This window comes from Streptomyces tubbatahanensis, from assembly GCF_022699385.1.
GTDB lineage: Bacteria > Actinomycetota > Actinomycetes > Streptomycetales > Streptomycetaceae > Streptomyces > Streptomyces diacarni.
In genome coordinates, this window is sequence record NZ_CP093846.1 from 1,168,914 (window position 1) to 1,184,641 (window position 15,728).

A 15,728-nucleotide genomic window follows, 5' to 3' on the forward strand; every position below is an offset into this window, starting at 1 on the left:
GCGGCGCCGGTGGCGGACGCGGTCACCAGCTGGCGTGCAGCGGCTTGCCCTCCGCGTACCCCGCGGCGCTCTGGACGCCGACGACGGCCTTCCGCGCGAACTCCTCCAGCGTGCCGGCGCCCGCGTAGGTGCAGGACGAGCGGACGCCCGCGATGACGGAGTCGATCAGGTCCTCGACGCCGGGGCGGGCCGGGTCGAGGAACATCCGGGAGGTGGAGATGCCCTCCTCGAACAGGCCCTTGCGGGCACGGTCGTAGGCCGACTCCTCCTGGGTGCGGTTGCGCACGGCGCGGGCCGAGGCCATGCCGAACGACTCCTTGTAGAGGCGCCCGTCGGCGGCCTGCTGGAGGTCGCCGGGGGACTCGTGGGTGCCGGCGAACCAGGAGCCGATCATCACGTTGGAGGCTCCGGCGGCGAGCGCCATGGCGACGTCGCGGGGGTGCCGCACACCGCCGTCGGCCCACACGTGCTTGCCGAACCTGCGGGCTTCGGCGGCGCACTCCAGGACGGCGGAGAACTGCGGCCGCCCGACGCCGGTCATCATGCGGGTGGTGCACATGGCACCGGGGCCGACGCCGACCTTGACGATGTCGGCACCCGCCTCGATCAGGTCGCGCACGCCCTCGGCGGCCACGACGTTGCCGGCCACGACCGGAACGGCCGGGTCGAGGGCGCGGACGGCCTTGAGGGCTTCGAGCATGCCCTCCTGGTGGCCGTGGGCGGTGTCCACCACGAGGGTGTCGACGCCCGCGTCCAGCAGCGCACGGGCACGGGCCGCCACGTCGCCGTTGATACCGACGGCGGCGGCGACGCGCAGGGCGCCTTCCGCGTCGACGGCGGGGCTGTAGAGGGTGGCCCGCAGCGCGCCCTTGCGGGTGAGGATGCCGGCCAGCTTGCCGTCGGGACCGACGGCCGGCGCGAACTTGCGGTGCGCGGCGTCGAGCCGGTTGAAGGCGTCACGGGGGTCGATGTCCGCGTCGACGACGAGCAGTTCGCTGGTCATGACCTCCGAGAGCTGGGTGAAGCGGTCGACGCCGGTCAGATCGGACTCGGTGACGACACCGACGGGCCGCCCGTCCCGCACCACGACGCCGGCGCCGTGTGCACGCTTGGGCAGCAGCGAGAGCGCGTCGGCGACCGTCTGGGTGGGGGCGAGCGTGATGGGGGTGTCGAGGACGTGGTGGCGCCGCTTGACCCAGCCGATGACCTCGGTGACGACGTCGATCGGGATGTCCTGGGGGATCACCACGAGCCCGCCGCGGCGAGCCACGGTCTCGGCCATACGGCGTCCGGCGATGGCGGTCATGTTGGCGACCACCAGGGGGATGGTGGTGCCCGTGCCGTCGGGCGAGGAGAGGTCCACGCCCTGCCGGGAACCGACCGCCGAGCGGTTCGGCACCATGAAGACGTCGTCGTACGTCAGGTCGTACGGGGGCCGCTGATCATTGAGAAAACGCACGTACTTCAGTCTCCCACGTCCGCACATCCATGCGAGAGGGGAGGATCCGCCGGAGTGGACAGCGCGCCGTGGTGGGATCGCACAAGGGGAGCACGGTTCGGCACTGGCTGATTACGGAGCATGGCTGCCACCGCTCACCGGGTCGGGGACGACCTCGGCCTGCGGGGACGCGGGCTCCCCCGCCATGGCGTCACGGCGCGTGCGGCGCGCGTCGGCCACCCCCTTCAGACGGCGCACCACCGGCTCCGTCCAGCGGGCGGTCAGCGGGCCGAAGACCACCATGATCATCACGTACGCGGTCGCCAGCGGGGTGATCCGCGAGTCCACGCCCGCGGCGAGCCCCGCTATCACGATGGAGAACTCGCCCCGCGCCACCAGCGCCCCGCCCGCGCGCAGCCGCCCCTTGCCGCCCACTCCCGCACGCCCCGCCGCGTACCAGCCGGTGAGCACCTTCGTGACGGCGGTGACCACGGCCAGGATCAGCGCGGGCACCAGCACGGGCGGGATCTGGGAGGGATCGGTGTTCAGCCCGAAGAAGACGAAGAAGACGGCGGCGAACAGGTCCCGCAACGGCGTGAGCAGGCTGCGCGCGTTCTCGGCCGTCTCACCCGAGAGCGCGATACCCACCAGGAACGCGCCGACGGCCGCCGAGACCTGGAGCTTCGCGGCGATGCCCGCGATCAGCAGGGTGAGCCCCAGCACCACGAGCAGCAGCATCTCCGGGGTGTTCGAGCTGACGGCGCGGCTGATGTGCCGGCCGAAACGCAGCGCCACCAGCAGCACGATGCCGACCGTACCCACCGCGACCAGCATCGCCACGCTCGTGCCCGCCAGCCCGAGCCCGGCCACCAGCGCCGTCAGCAGCGGCAGGTAGAGGGCCATCGACAGGTCCTCGATGACCAGCACACCCAGGATGACCGGCGTCTCCTTGTTGCCGAGTCTGCCCAGGTCGGTGAGCACCTTGGCGATCACCCCGGACGACGAGATCCAGGTGACACCGGCCAGCGCCACCGCCGCGACCGGGCCCCAGCCCAACAGCAGCGCCGCCACCGCGCCCGGCACCGCGTTGAGCGCGAAGTCGACGATGCCGGACGGATACTGGGTCTTGAGACTGGTGACCAGCTCCGAGGCGCTGTACTCCAGACCGAGCAGCAGCAGGAGCAGGATCACCCCGATCTCCGCACCGACCTCGATGAACCCCTCGGTGGCGGTCAGCGGGAAGAGGCCCCCCTGCCCGAAGGCGAGACCTCCCAGCAGGTAGAGCGGGATCGGGGAGAGCCCGATACGGCCGGCGAAGCGGCCTACCAGCCCCAGTCCCAGAATGACGGCGCCGAGTTCGATCAGCAGGACGGTGGTGTCGTGCACAAAGGGCCTTTCAGTTGTCCAGCGGCTTGTCCCGGCGGCTCAGGTGCCGGAAATGATGCGTGTCAGCTCGTCCACTCCCTCCCGGGTCCCGACGGCGACGAGCGTGTCCCCCGCCTCCAGCCGGAAGTCGGGCGTCGGCGAGGGCACCGCGCCGGTACGGCGCAGCACCGCGACGATGGAGGCGCCGGTACGGCTCCGCGCCTGGGTGGCACCCAGCGGCTCCCCGCTGTACGGGGACTGCCCCGACATCGGGATGCGGACGGTGACCAGGTCGATCTCCATCTCGCAGGTGCCCAGCCGCGGGCTCTCGCCGGGAGCGAGGATCTCCGCCAGGGAGCCGGCCTCCTCCTTGTCGAGCTGCACCGTGGCCAGACAGGCGTCCGGGTCGTCCTCCGGGTGAAAACCGAGGAACCTGCGGCCGTCCTGGTGGGCGACCACCGAGATGTGGCGCCCGGTCCGGGTGGTGATGTCGTACTGCTTGCCCAACCCCGGCAGCTTGGTGCTCTTGGTCGTCATGGCTGCTGCCCTTCTCAACCTTCCACGAGGACTACGCAGGTCCGCTGAGCGTCCTGCGGCGAACTGCTACGAAGCGGCGGTGCTGTCCGGATCCGTACGCTCCAACGCCGGACGGGGGCCCGGTTCTTCCTCGGCCAGCAGCCAGTCGGCGGCCGCGGTGTCCGTCACCAGGCTGGTCACCAGTCCGGAGCGGAGTACGGCGCCGACGGCGGCCGCCTTGCGGTGCCCCCCGGCGATGGCCACGACCTCCGGGATCCGGCGCAGCCGCTCGGCCTCGACGGTGATGCACCGCTCCCCCAGGTCGCGGCCGATCCGCCGGCCCTGCGCATCGAACAGGTGCGCGGACATCTCGGCGGCCACCCCGAGCGACGAGTAGTGCTCCCGCTCCCGGGCGCTGAGCATGTCGTGCACCGTGGAGATCCCCGGCTCCCAGGAGCCGATGGAGACGGCGGCGACGGTCACCTTGTCGAAGTATTCGAAAGCGCGGGCGATGCCCGTCTGGTGGCGCAAGGCTGCCGCGGTGGAGCTGTCCGGCAGCAGCATCGGCGCGTAAATGGGGTGCGCCTCCCCGCCCGCGACCTCGGCGGCACGGCGGACGGCCTCCACCGAACCGCGGTCGGCCGTGCCCGCGTCGTAGACACCGGTGAGCTGGACCACCGTGCACGGCGGCAGCTGGCGCAGCGCCGTCGCCATGTGGATGGTGGAGCGCCCCCAGGCCAGACCCAGCACATCGCCGTCGGTGACCAGCTCGCCCAGCAGGTCGGCGGCGACCTCGCCGAGGTTCTCCGGGTCCGCCGCGTCGTCGACGGCCTCGGTGGGCGACTCGACGACGACCGCGTGCCGCAGCCCGAAGCGGGCCCGCAGCGCGTCCGAACGCTCGGCGTCCAGCTCGGCCGGCACCCTGATCTCGATGCGCACCAGGTCACGTTCGAGGGCGGTCTCCAGAACCCGGGCCACCTTGAAGCGGCTCACCCCGAACTCGTCCGCGATCTGAATCTTGGACTTGCCCTCCAGATAGAAACGGCGGGCCATCGCCGCCGCCTGCATGAGCTCGGCGGGTCCCATTCGCGTGGCTCGCCCCGACGACACCGCTCTCACCTCACTGTCTTGCCGTGTCCGCGCTGGCGGCACGTACGCGCCGCGCGTTCATCCTTGCAGATCCCCTGACAAACGTGACCCTGGTCACCCAGCGTTCACCTCAGCTCCCCTGGCCCGGGCGGCCGGCCTCCTCCTGACCCGGACGGCCCGCCTGCGCCGCCCGCTCCGCCTGCCGCCGCAACGCGCGCACCGCCTCCGCCGGGTCCTCGGCACCGTAGACCGCGGAGCCGGCCACGAACACGTCGGCACCCGCCTCGGCGCACCGCTCGATGGTCGAGGCGGAGACCCCGCCGTCCACCTGGAGCCACAGTTGCAGACCGTGCTTGTCGATCAACTGCCGGGTGCGGCGGATCTTCGGCAGCATGATGTCGAGGAACGCCTGCCCACCGAAGCCCGGCTCCACCGTCATCACCAGCAGCATGTCCAGCTCGGGCAGCAGGTCCTCGTACGGCTCGATCGGGGTGGCCGGCTTGAGCGCCATGGACGCACGGGCGCCCTCGGCGCGGACCTCGCGCGCCAGCCGCACCGGAGCCGCGGCCGCCTCCGCGTGGAAGGTGACCGAACCCGCGCCCGCCTCCACGAACGCCGGCGCCCAGCGGTCCGGCTCCTCGATCATCAGGTGGCAGTCCAGCGGGGTGTCCGTGGCCTTGCGCAGCGACTCGACGACGGGCACGCCCAGCGTCAGGTTGGGCACGAAGTGGTTGTCCATGACATCGACATGCAGCCAGTCGGCGCCGCCGGTGCCGGAGACCGCCTCCGCCTCGTCGGCGAGCCGCGCGAAGTCGGCGGACAGGATGCTGGGGTTGATCTGAGCCATGGTTACCAGTATTCCGTGTGGACGTTCGAAGTGATCATTCGGTGGGGAGCGCCGCGGCCACGGCGCGCCTGCCTGGCGGCGCCGCCGCCCCCTGGGGCCTTACGCCCCAGTCGCTCCCACGCCGCGCGGCCTTCACGCCGTGGTGCGAACGCCGAACGGCTTCCACGCCGTGGTGCGCACGCCGAACGGCTTCCACGCCGTGGTGCGCACGCCGAACGGCCTTCACGCCGTGCGGCGCAGCAGCGCCAGGTACATCGCGTCCGTGCCGTGCAGATGCGGCCACAGCTGGACGTCAGGACCCTCGCCCAGCTCCGGTACCCCGGGCAGCAGCGGACGGGCGTCCAGGAGTTCGACCGCCGGGCCGCGCGGATCCTTCTCCGTCCCGCGCAACACGTCGTCGACGACGGCGCGGGTCTCCGCCAGATGCGGCGAGCACGTCGCATACGCGACGACACCGCCCACCCGGGCCGCCGCCACCGCCTGCCGCAGCAGCCCGCGCTGCAACGGGGCGAACCCCACCAGATCCTCGGGAGTGCGCCGCCACCGGGCCTCGGGCCTGCGTCGCAGCGCGCCGAGTCCGGTACACGGCACGTCCACCAGCACCCGGTCGAAACTCCCCGGCCGCCACGCAGGCCGCGTCCCGTCCGCGCTGACCGCTGCCCACGGCCCCGGATTGCCCTGAAGAGCACGGGCCACCAGCCGGGCACGGTGCGGCTGCTTCTCGGCCGCCAACAACGTCGCCCCCTGCCCGGCCGCGAGCGCCCCCAGCAGGGCGGCCTTACCGCCGGGACCCGCACAGACGTCCAGCCAGTGCCGGTCGCTCCCGCCCTCCACGGGCGCGTCGGCCAGAGCGAGCGCGACGAGCTGACTTCCCTCGTCCTGCACCCCCGCCCTGCCCTCACGCACGGCGTCCAGCGCCCCGGGCTCACCGCCCTCGGCCATCCGCACCGCGTACGGCGACCAGCGCCCCGGCGCCGTCTCGCCGGTACTCAGCTCCTCGACGGACGCCCGGCCCGGGCGGGCCACCAGCGTGACCTCCGGCCGCTCGTTGTCGGCCTCCAGCAGCGCGGTGATGTCCGCACGGCCGCCACCCTGCCGCGCCCGCGCCGGCAGCGCGTCCCAGAGCGCGGAGACCACCCACCGCGGGTGGGCGTGGCGCAGCGCCAGGTGCTCCTCGGGGTCCTCGTCGTAGGGCGGCGCCACCCGCTCCAGCCAGCCGTCCAGATCGTCGGCGGTGATCCGCCGCAGCACCGCGTTGACGAACTTCGCCCGCCCGTCGCCCAGCACCACCCGGGCCAGCTCCACCGTGGCGCTCACCGCGGCGTGCTGCGGAATGCGGGTGCCCAGCAGCTGGTGGGCACCCAGCGAGAGCACGTCCAGCACCGGCGGGTCGACCTCGCGCAGCGGACGGTCGACACACTCCGCGATGATCGCGTCATAGGTGCCCTGCCACCGCAGCGTGCCGTACACCAGCTCCGTGGCCAGCGCCGCGTCCCGCGCGTCCAGACCGCCCTCGTCGGGGTCCTTCTCGCGGGCCTTCCTCAGCAGCGGCGGCAGCACCAGGTTCGCGTAGGCGTCGCGTTCGTCGACGGCGCGCAACGCCTCGAAGGCGAGGATGCGGACCGGATCCTTGCGCGGCCGCCGGTACGGCTTCCCGGGCCTGCCCGCCTTGCCGGACCGGCCTGCCTTGCCCGTCTTACCTGTTCTTCCCGGTGTGGTGGACCTGCCCGGCTGACCGCCGTGACGGGGTGGGGTGCTCACAGCTGAAGGTGCTCCGCGTAACGAGGGATCGAGACCTCCACCCTACGACCCCACGCCCCCTCACCGCGTCCGGAGGGTCGGAGACCGGAACCGGAGGATCGGAGACCGGAACCGGCGGGTCGGAGACCGGAACCGGCGGGTCGGAGACCGGAAACTGTCACGCCTCGAACCCGGCGCCCTCTTCGATGCGGCTGCCCCGCGCCCAGTCGGCCGCCCGCATGGGCTTCTTGCCCTGTGGCTGCACCCACTCCAGCTCGACCGGGTGCGACCCCGTACCCACGTGCACCGCGTTCTTGCCGGCCCTCAGCTCCCCCGGCGGCAGCTCCTCCCCGCCCGCGACCCCGCCCGCGGTCGTGGCCGTCGCGGACAGCGGCGCCAGGGAGCGCACCTTGAGCCGCTCGCCGCGGAAGACGGTCCACGCTCCGGGCGCCGGCGTGCACGCGCGCACCACCCGGTCGACCCGGAGCGCGGGCGCGGTCCAGTCGATACGGGCGTCCTCCACATTGATCTTCGGCGCCAGTGAGATGCCCTCCTCCGGCTGCGGCACCGCCTGAAGGCTGCCGTCCTCGATGCCGTCCATCGTGGCGGCGAGCAGCCCCGCCCCCGCGAACGCGAGCCGGGTCAGCAGATCGCCGCTGGTGTCCCTGGCGCGCACCTCCTCGGTGACCACGCCGTAGACGGGGCCCGAGTCCAGCCCCTCCTCGATGAGGAAGGTGGTGGCACCGCTCATCTCGTCCCCGGCGAGCAACGCGTGCTGCACGGGCGCCGCGCCACGCCAGGCAGGCAACAGCGAGAAGTGCAGGTTGACCCAGCCCTTGACGGGAACGTCCAACGCGACGCGGGGCAGCAGCGCGCCGTAGGCGACGACAGGCGCGCAGTCGGGCCCGATCTCCCGCAGCCGCGCCAGGAAGTCCTCGTCCCGCGGGCGCGCGGGCTTGAGTACCTCGATGCCCTCCTCCTGCGCGCGCTGGGCCACGGGGCTGGGCACCAGCCGCCTGCCGCGTCCCGCCCGCGCGTCGGGCCGGGTGACCACGGCGGCGACCTCGTGCCGCTCGGAAGCGATCAGGGCATCGAGCGCCGGAACGGCGACCTCTGGTGTGCCTGCGAAGACGAGCCTCATCGGTGGCGAACTACCTCTCACGCGCGGAAAGACGCCCCAGTTTACGGTCATCGTCAGGCCCGCGCCGGAGGGGGCGTACGGGCACCCGCGCGCCCTGCCGACGCTCCGTCCACGCCCCCGCAGCGTGACCCGAGGGCCCATCGTCGCGTTGGTCAAGTCAGATTGACCGAATCGAGTTGCCGCCCCGCCCCGCCCCGCGAAGGCGCCGCGGCCTCGTTCCCACCACCCTCTTCCCCCCTCCCTCCCCTTTCTTCTCTCCTTTCTCCTTCCCCCTCTTCCCCACCACCCTTCACGCCCCAGTCACCCCGTCACCCCGTCACCCAGATATCCAGTCACCCCCATCCAGCACGACAGCTGAAACGCCCCCTTTCAGCCGGTCCGAGAGGCTTCTTCATGGCCGACCACGCAACGCACGACGCCCAGGCGCGGGCCAGCCTGCATCTTCTGGTGCGGGACATCGAGCGGGTCCGCCGCCAGGTGGACGCGCTGCGCACCCTCACCGCGCAGCTCGGCAACGTCTATCGCCCCCGACGCACCGGCCCCTCCGCCGGTTTCGTCGTCTACGGTCGCGCTCCCGCGCCGACCGTCAGGCTCGCCCAGGAGCTGCGCGACAGCGTCGAAACGCTGGTCACCGCCGCCGTCGACTTCGACCGTTCACTGGGTTTCTCCTGGGACGCCGTGGGCTCGGCGCTGGGCGTCACCAAGCAGGCCGTGCACCGCAGGTACGGTTCCTCCCGGCGCGGGACCGCACGAGGTGTCCCGGAGAACACCGAGGCGCCCGCCGCCCGGCAGCCGGAAGCCGTACCGGTCGCACCCGCCGGGCCCCGCCCTGTGCCCGGCTCCCCCAGCGCGGTGACCGGTCCGCGTCCGGCCGTGCCCGTGGCCCGGTCGATCCCACCGCAGCAGTCCGCCTCGTCGGCCCCGCCCCCCGAGCCCCGGCCCGAGCCACGGCGGGACCCCCGCCACGAGCGCCTCGACCGCCACGATCCGCGCCCCGGCGCACTCCCCTCCCCCCGCAACGGCTAGGTCCTGCCCTGCGGATCATGGCCGGAGCCGTAGTCGGATCGCGGCTGCGGTGACTGTGCCGCGGACGACATAGGCTCTCTTGTCGTAACGGACGGTGACCGCCCGGGAGTTCTTGAACCGGACGATGGTCCGCTCGACTTCGTTCCGGCGCCGGTAGTGCTCCTGCCCGCGCCCGGCGGGCCTGCCGCCCGCGCTTGCGTCGGCGGTCGGCCCGCCGGCCCCTCGGCCTGGCCCCTGGGCTCCGGGATCGTGTGCTTGCTTCGGCGTCTTCGCAGGTGCCTGCGGTCGCGGCGGAAACCGTCTGCCTTGCCGCCGCTGACATGAGCCGGCGGGCTTCGGTGGCACCCGCCCGATGGACGGGGAACAGCGATCAGTCAGAAGGTCACATAATCCGCCGGACAGGCCCTAGTCCCCTTGCCCCGCGAGCGTGTCCAAGACGTCCGCAACCGGGGTGGGATCCAGCGGGCCCACGTGTGACGCCTCGGGGAAATCGTGCACGCGGAAGCTGTTGCCGGGTGTGGACGCGTCGGCTTCGGCGATCATTCTGTCCTGGAGCGCGGTGGCGATCGTACGGTCCCTGCCGAAACGCAGGTACGTGCGGGGAATGCGTCCCCAGTTGCCGGCCCGGCCGACCGCTCGGCCCGCATAGGCGGCGACGGGCTCGTCGGTCTGCATGCCGGCCAGTACCCGGCGGAAGTCGGCGTCAGGGTAGTCCGCGCAGATCATCTCCTTCAGGAGGGCCAACTCACCGCTGGCACCCGTACGGAAGTTCAGCCGCAACACCCCGAGCCGGTCCGGGTCGCCCACCGTCAGCTCCACCGGGCTGACGGCGTTCGCGTTCTCGGGTGCCGCCGTGCAGGCGTCCGCCGTGGGCAGGACGCGGCTGGGACAGAAGGCCGCCATGTAGCAGATGTGGTGCAGCAGGTGCGGGACGGCGTCACCGACACGGCTGACCGACACACCACCCAGGCTGTGCCCGACCAGCACCACCGGGCCGTTCCGTGCGGCCTGCCGCACGATGCCCGTGACGCGCGCCTCGTAGTCGTCCAGCCCGAGGCCCTTCAGCGGGGAGGGCTCGACCGCCATCGCTGTGAGGTCCTGCCGCTGGTAGGACTCCGCCACGAAAGCCTCCGCCCCGTGCCGCGGCTGGTCCACCATGACGACGCGGTGGCCGCGCAGCACCAGTTCCCGCGCGATCGGCATCCAGAACGCGCCGGCGCTGTGGGTACCGTGCACCAGCACGTAAGTTCCGGGTCCGCGACGCGGGGCCGCCGCGGCCGGCGAGGTTCCGAGCCCGGTGGCCAGCGCCATGCCTCCCGCCGCGAGTCCCAGCCCACGCAGCGCCGTCCGCCGGGTGGCACTTTTCCGTTCTGCGTTCGTGTCCTCCATCATGAACTCGACGCTAGAGACGGCCCGTTCGGCCCACCAGCGGTCCAGCACCCCCGCAGGGGTGGACCCAGAAACACCCTGCCATGCGGCTCGCGAAGTCCTGCCCGCGCGCCGTGAGTGACCGGACCGTCCGGACTACCCGAACCGCGCCCGCGCGTTCGTGCCGTAACCGCAGGCAGGCCCCCGGATTCGACCAGGAGCACTACCGGCGCCGGCTCCCGTGCGCCGCCGGCTACCCGCCCGGCCCCCCGATGGCGGAGGCCATTCCCTACGGCGCCACACCAAGGGGCGCCCCGGCCAACCGCACCCGCAACCCCGCCACGGAGCTGTGCGCCCGGGGCATCGCGGCGCACTCGGTCGCGCCCGGGTTCATCGACACGGACGTGCACGCGAGGTGGCCGGCGCGCTCGGGGACTCCGACAGGGCGCTCTGGGCTTCCGACAGGGCGCCCGGCTCAGCCGATGTCCACCGGATCGACCCGCACGTGTGGCACCGCGCCCTCCCTGCGTGCCAGCCGCCCCGCCAGAGCGGTTTTCAACGACGCCGCCAGCGTGGCGCCACTGCCCTGCGGCACTCGGACCAACGCGCGCTCCCAGAGTTGGCCCGGCGGCGGGTCACCGGGACGTCGCGGTCGCCCGGAGGCCGGTACCGGCAGGGGCACAGGGCCCAGCACCTGAGCCCCCTGAGGCAGTCCGGATTCCCGGGCGGAATCCAGCAACGCGGCGACTGCCTCGGGCGGGCCGGTGACCGCCGCCATCCGGGAGACGGGGGGAAAGCCCAGCTCGGCCCGGTCGGCGAGCTCCCGCAGCGCGTGCCCGGCCGGGTCCCAGCGCACCAGAGCCTGGACCGGGCGCATCGACTCCTCGGCGACGAGCACCACGCTGCCGCCCTCGCCCTGCGGACGCACCAGTGAGGCGGCACCCAGCCAGCGGCGCAGGGCCTCCTCGCCCGCACGCAGGTCGGGCCGTCCCAGCAGCGCCCAGCCGTCCAGCAACAGGGCGGCCGCATACCCGTCCTCGCCCTCCGGCACCGGCTCGGCCCCCGGGGTGGCGACCACGAGCGCCGGGCGCGCCGGCACCGACTCCAGCACGTGCTCGCCACCGGAGGTCCGCACCGGCACCGAGGGGAAGGCCCGCCCCAGCTCCTCCGCCGTGCGCCGGGCCCCGATGACGCTGCCGCGCAACCGTGTGCCCGCGCACATGGGGCAGCGCCACTGCGGGGTCTCGCGCGCACACCAGCCGCAGCGCAGCGCCGTGCCCTCCCCCGACGCCTCCAGCGGCCCCGAACAGTGGGCGCAGCGGGCCGGCTCCCGGCACCGCTCGCACACCAGCCTCGGCACATATCCGCGGCGCGGCACCTGGACCAGCACCGGTCCGTGCTCCAGCGCGTCCCGCGCGCTGCGCCAGGCGAGGCTGGGGAGCCGGGCGCTGCGGGCGGCCGGGTCGCGCCCCTCGTCACCCTCGCCGGCCGTGCGGACCCGGGGCATGACGGCCCGCACCGTGTCACGGTCGGCGGCCAGCGGACGGGCGAATCCGGACTCCACCAACTGCGCCGCCTCCACCGTGCAGCCGTGCGCCCCGAGCAGGAACGCCGCGCCTTCGGTCACGGCTCGCTGCAGCAGCACCTCCCGGGCGTGCGGCTGCGGGGCACGCTCCTCGCTGTGCCCGGAGTCGCCGTCCTCCCAGATCGCGGCCAGGCCGAGGCGGCGCACCGGCGCGAACATCGCCGCTCTGGTGCCGACGACCGCGCGCACCGCACCGCGGCTGACGGCCAGCCACCGGCGGTACCGGGGTTCGGGGCCGGCGTCGGCGGTCAGCAGCACGTGCTGTCCCTCGCCGACGAGCGCGGTGAGTGCCGCGTCCACCCGGGCGGCCGACTTGCCATCGGGCAGCACGGCCAGTGCGCCGCGCCCGGAGGCGAGGGTGGTGGCCATGGCGCGGGCCAGTTCGTCGGCCCAGTCGCGGGGGCCCGGCAGGGCCGTCCACACCGCGCGAGGCGCGGACTTGTCGGTGAGCGCCTGCAGGAAGGCGGGGCCGTGCGGGTAGCGGGACCAGCCGCCGGGTTCCGGGGCCCGCGGCCTGGGTGGGCGGCGTGGCGAAGCCTGCTTCTCGGCTCGCGCGCGTCGCGGTGGGACGGCCAGTTGGACCACGTCGGCCAGCGACCCCGCGTAGCGGTCCGCGACCGAGCGGCACAGCTGGAGCAGCTCGGGGGTGAGGACGGGTTCGGGTGAGAGGACCTGTGCGAGGGGGGCGAGTCGTCCCGTGAAGTCGGAGTCGGCCCGGCGCTCCACGATGAACCCGTTGATGAGGCCGCCGCCTTCGCGGCGTCCTTCCCGTTCTCCCGCGCCGAACCGCACCCGGACGCGCACGCCCGGCTGGGCCTCCTCGTCCATCGCCGCGGGCACGGCGTAGTCGAAGAACCGGTCGAGGTGGACGAGTCCCTTGTCGACCAGCACGCGCGCCACCGGCAACCGCGTGGCGAGCTCGGCGCCCCGCCAGGTGCGGGGTTTCGCCCTGGGCGGCCGGGCCTTGTGCTCGCGGACCGTCTCCCGGATGAGGGCGAGCTGTTCGGCCTGTTCGGGCTGCTGCGACTGCTCGCGCCTGTCCTCCGGTCCGCCGTTGTCCCTGCTCACCGGCTCAGTTTCGCAGACGGCCCGAAGCCGGCGGCCGGTTGTCGATCCGGCACGGGGCTGCTGCGCTGCCCCACGCCGGTGGCAGTTGTGCACATCACGGTTTGGTTCCCATTCGTCTCGTCACGGGCTCGCCACTCGTCCTCTTGGCGGTCTCGTTCTCGCGCCGGTGCGCGGCCGGCCCCCAGCGAGCACGTCCAGCGGCCCGTGGAGAGACCACGGGGAGCCACGCCACGGGTGGCAGAAGAACGGTTGTGGCAAGGAGACCGCCCAGGGTGCCCGTCATGCCGGTCACGTGGCCGGGGGCGCGTCGGGTGCCCGGCCGCGGGTACCCAGGAGTAGCTGGGCGACTGCCAGGCGTCATGGGTTTCGCACGGTCGCGCCGCTCATTCGTCTCCGCCTTCCTCCGGGCGCTTCGGGCCGGCGGTGAGAGCTCCGTGCAGGAAGAGATCGACGAGCTCCGCGTCCTCCAGAGGCTGGGGGGCGCCGGGGCGTCCCGTGCTCATCAGCAGCAACTGGAAGGTGTCGGCGAGCCGTTCGGGTGCCATGCGCAGCACGGCGCGGTCCGGCTCGAAGAGCGAGGTGAGCGCGGCGCGGGGTGCGGCCAGCCCGGCCTCGCGGCGGTTCCGGGTCTCCTCCGGGCCTGCGGTCTCGGGGGCGGCCGGCCTCGCCGCCTTGCCGACGGAGGCGAGGGCTCCGGCGACATCCCCTATCCGGTTCATGTGGCCCCTCATGACTTCGGCTGCCTGGGTGAGTCGGTCCGGCAGCGGCTGGTCGAGGGAGATCCCTTCGAGGTGCGCGAGAGTGTCGTCGGGCCGCAGCGCCTCTTCCAGACAGGCGGCGAGCAGTGCCTCCTTGTCGGTGAAGACGCGGAAGAGGGTGCCCTCGCCGATTCCGGCCGCGCGGGCGATCTTCGCGGTCGTCACCAGCGGTCCGTACTCGACGACGAGCGGGAGTGCTGCCGCCACGATCATCGCGCGCCGCTGTTCCGGGTCCATCGCGGGCGCCCTGCGCCTCGCCTGTGATTCGTTCATGCCCCGAGCGTACGGAGTGAGCACTCACTCCGTCAAGGAGTAAGTGCTCACTCCGCTCCGCGGGCGGTCTCGACGCGGCACCGCGCTTGCTGTTGCCTGCTCCGCAGGGGGAAACGGGAAACGGCCCCCACGCCTTGTTGGCCGGGCGGGCGCGCCCCCAAGCTGAGTGCGGCGAGGGGCACCCGCCCGGAGTGAGAGACACGGAGGTCAGCAGTGCTCCAGCAGCCCCGGCAGCCGCTCGGTTTCGGACCAGAACTCCGTCGGCTGCGCCTCGCCAGAGGGTTCACGCTCGGCCGGCTCAGCGCTCTCGTCCACTACAGCAAGAGCCAGTTGAGCAAGGTCGAGCGAGGCCTCAAGGCCCCGTCAACTCAGCTGGCCCGGCTCTGCGACACGGCCCTGGATGCGGGCGGGAGCCTGGCGGCTTCCGCTCCCTCCTTCACTCTTTCGAGTCCGACTCCCGAGCCCGTTTCCGACGAAGGTGAGACCTGGCTGATGCGCCTCGACCCCACGGGCGACGCCTCTTTCGAGTCGGTGCCCCGCAGAAGCGTGGTGGCGGCTGGTGCCGCCTCGGTCGTTCCGCTGGGACGGCCGGCGCCGCGGACCGACAGCAGCACGGTCCTGCACACGGCACGCTCCCTGTTCGCCCACTACCGCTCACTGGGCCAGAGCGCGGGCCCGCACCTGGTCCTCCCGCCGCTCATCGCGCAGACGCACACGCTGCGTTCGCTGGCGCACCAGGCCGACCTGCGCTCCAGGAACGGGCTGCTGTCGCTGGCGTCCCGCTACGCCGAGTACATCGGCTGGCTCGTCCAGGAGACCGGTGACGAGCGTGGCGCCCTGTGGTGGACGGACCGCGCGGTGGAACTCGCCGAGGAGGGCGGCGATCACGGGCTGGCCGCGTATGCGCTGGTGCGTCGCGCGCTGGTCACCCTCTACCGTGGCGACGCGGCACAGACAGTCGAACTGGCCCGCCGGGCGCGGCGGCTGGCCGGGAGTGACCGGGTGCGCGGGCTGGCGGCGCAGCGCGAGGCGCAGGGGCACGCGCTGGCGGGTGACCGCCGCTCGTGCATGCGCGATCTGGACGCGGCCAGGGAGCTGCTCGCGTCGGCCGCCAGGTCGGCTGACGAGGACGCGCGGTCCCAGACCCCGGTCATCGGCAGCAGCACACTGGCCGACCCGGTCTCCATGATCACCGGTTGGTGTCTGTACGACCTGGGGCTGCCCGCCGAGGCCGCGCAGGTGCTGGACCGCCAGACGGCCGCGCTCCCTGCGCACGCGCTCAGGTCACAGGCCAGGTACGGCATACGGCGGGCGCTCGCGCACGCCGCCGCGGGCGAGGTCGACCACGCCTGCGCGCTCGTCCAGTCCCTCACAGCGGCGACGGACTCGGTCGCCTCCGCGACGATCAGAACCGACCTGCGCCGCCTCGCGCACGTCCTGCGGCGCCACCCCACCCGGTCAGCGAGCGAGCTCGCTCCGTGGCTGGCCACCCACATCTGACCCTTCTTCGCCCC

At 73.2% G+C, this 15,728-nt stretch carries 12 protein-coding genes and 1 pseudogene; 2 read left to right on the forward strand and 11 right to left on the reverse strand.

Translation table 11 applies throughout. The annotated features are described in order from the left end of the window. Positions 1 to 22 precede the first annotated feature (22 nt). The 7 genes from MMF93_RS04960 to fmt form a co-directional block, all read right to left on the reverse strand. Positions 23 to 1,459, reverse strand: a complete 1,437-nt coding sequence (locus MMF93_RS04960; RefSeq protein ID WP_242749846.1) for a GuaB1 family IMP dehydrogenase-related protein — start codon at positions 1,457 to 1,459, stop codon at positions 23 to 25. A 111-nt stretch (positions 1,460 to 1,570) separates the two neighbouring features. Beyond that, positions 1,571 to 2,824 (reverse strand): cation:proton antiporter, encoded by a 1,254-nt coding sequence (locus MMF93_RS04965; RefSeq protein ID WP_242749847.1) that lies wholly within the window; start codon positions 2,822 to 2,824, stop codon positions 1,571 to 1,573. A gap of 39 nt (positions 2,825 to 2,863) precedes the next feature. Further along, a complete protein-coding gene (locus tag MMF93_RS04970) occupies positions 2,864 to 3,340 on the reverse strand; it encodes a cation:proton antiporter regulatory subunit (RefSeq protein ID WP_242749848.1) in 477 nt (158 codons plus the stop codon). A 66-nt stretch (positions 3,341 to 3,406) separates the two neighbouring features. Then, positions 3,407 to 4,405, reverse strand: coding sequence for a sugar-binding transcriptional regulator (locus MMF93_RS04975; RefSeq protein ID WP_242749849.1), 999 nt, complete (start codon positions 4,403 to 4,405; stop codon positions 3,407 to 3,409). Between the two features lie 133 nt (positions 4,406 to 4,538). Further along, positions 4,539 to 5,255, reverse strand: a complete 717-nt coding sequence (gene rpe, locus MMF93_RS04980; protein ID WP_242749850.1) for a ribulose-phosphate 3-epimerase — start codon at positions 5,253 to 5,255, stop codon at positions 4,539 to 4,541. A 222-nt stretch (positions 5,256 to 5,477) separates the two neighbouring features. Continuing rightward, positions 5,478 to 7,016 carry an RsmB/NOP family class I SAM-dependent RNA methyltransferase gene (locus MMF93_RS04985; protein WP_242749851.1) on the reverse strand — a complete coding sequence of 513 codons (1,539 nt, stop codon included), beginning with the start codon at positions 7,014 to 7,016 and terminating at the stop codon, positions 5,478 to 5,480. Positions 7,017 to 7,173: 157 nt separating this feature from the next. Beyond that, on the reverse strand, positions 7,174 to 8,136 hold the full coding sequence (gene fmt / locus MMF93_RS04990) for a methionyl-tRNA formyltransferase (protein ID WP_242749852.1): 963 nt from the start codon (positions 8,134 to 8,136) through the stop codon (positions 7,174 to 7,176). 393 nt (positions 8,137 to 8,529) lie between these two features. Here fmt and MMF93_RS04995 point away from each other — a divergent pair, with 393 nt between their 5' ends. After that, a complete protein-coding gene (locus MMF93_RS04995) occupies positions 8,530 to 9,162 on the forward strand; it encodes a hypothetical protein (RefSeq protein WP_242749853.1) in 633 nt (210 codons plus the stop codon). Positions 9,163 to 9,177: 15 nt separating this feature from the next. Here MMF93_RS04995 and MMF93_RS05000 read toward each other — a convergent pair. From MMF93_RS05000 to MMF93_RS05015, 4 genes and pseudogenes are all read right to left on the reverse strand, one after another. Then, positions 9,178 to 9,533 (reverse strand): annotated as a pseudogene (locus MMF93_RS05000) (IS5/IS1182 family transposase); the annotation flags it as partial. Between the two features lie 34 nt (positions 9,534 to 9,567). Then, complete coding sequence (locus MMF93_RS05005) at positions 9,568 to 10,473, reverse strand: alpha/beta hydrolase (protein ID WP_242757261.1); 906 nt, start codon at positions 10,471 to 10,473, stop codon at positions 9,568 to 9,570. Positions 10,474 to 11,005: 532 nt separating this feature from the next. Then, a complete protein-coding gene (locus MMF93_RS05010; RefSeq protein ID WP_274709424.1) occupies positions 11,006 to 13,183 on the reverse strand; it encodes a primosomal protein N' in 2,178 nt (725 codons plus the stop codon). A 383-nt stretch (positions 13,184 to 13,566) separates the two neighbouring features. Next, positions 13,567 to 14,214, reverse strand: a complete 648-nt coding sequence (locus tag MMF93_RS05015; protein WP_242749854.1) for a TetR/AcrR family transcriptional regulator — start codon at positions 14,212 to 14,214, stop codon at positions 13,567 to 13,569. 213 nt (positions 14,215 to 14,427) lie between these two features. Here MMF93_RS05015 and MMF93_RS05020 point away from each other — a divergent pair, with 213 nt between their 5' ends. Then, complete coding sequence (locus tag MMF93_RS05020; protein ID WP_242749855.1) at positions 14,428 to 15,714, forward strand: helix-turn-helix domain-containing protein; 1,287 nt, start codon at positions 14,428 to 14,430, stop codon at positions 15,712 to 15,714. The last annotated feature ends 14 nt before the right edge of the window (positions 15,715 to 15,728 follow it).

Bases quoted from the DNA above. Each gene is read 5' to 3' on its own strand.
- MMF93_RS04975 (WP_242749849.1), bottom strand. From the start codon at position 4,405: ATGGGACCCGCCGAGCTCATGCAGGCGGCGGCGATGGCCCGCCGTTTC.
- MMF93_RS04970 (WP_242749848.1), bottom strand. From the start codon at position 3,340: ATGACGACCAAGAGCACCAAGCTGCCGGGGTTGGGCAAGCAGTACGAC.
- MMF93_RS05015 (WP_242749854.1), bottom strand. From the start codon at position 14,214: ATGAACGAATCACAGGCGAGGCGCAGGGCGCCCGCGATGGACCCGGAA.
- rpe (WP_242749850.1), bottom strand. From the start codon at position 5,255: ATGGCTCAGATCAACCCCAGCATCCTGTCCGCCGACTTCGCGCGGCTC.
- fmt (WP_242749852.1), bottom strand. From the start codon at position 8,136: ATGAGGCTCGTCTTCGCAGGCACACCAGAGGTCGCCGTTCCGGCGCTC.
- MMF93_RS04995 (WP_242749853.1), top strand. From the start codon at position 8,530: ATGGCCGACCACGCAACGCACGACGCCCAGGCGCGGGCCAGCCTGCAT.
- MMF93_RS05005 (WP_242757261.1), bottom strand. From the start codon at position 10,473: ATGGCGCTGGCCACCGGGCTCGGAACCTCGCCGGCCGCGGCGGCCCCG.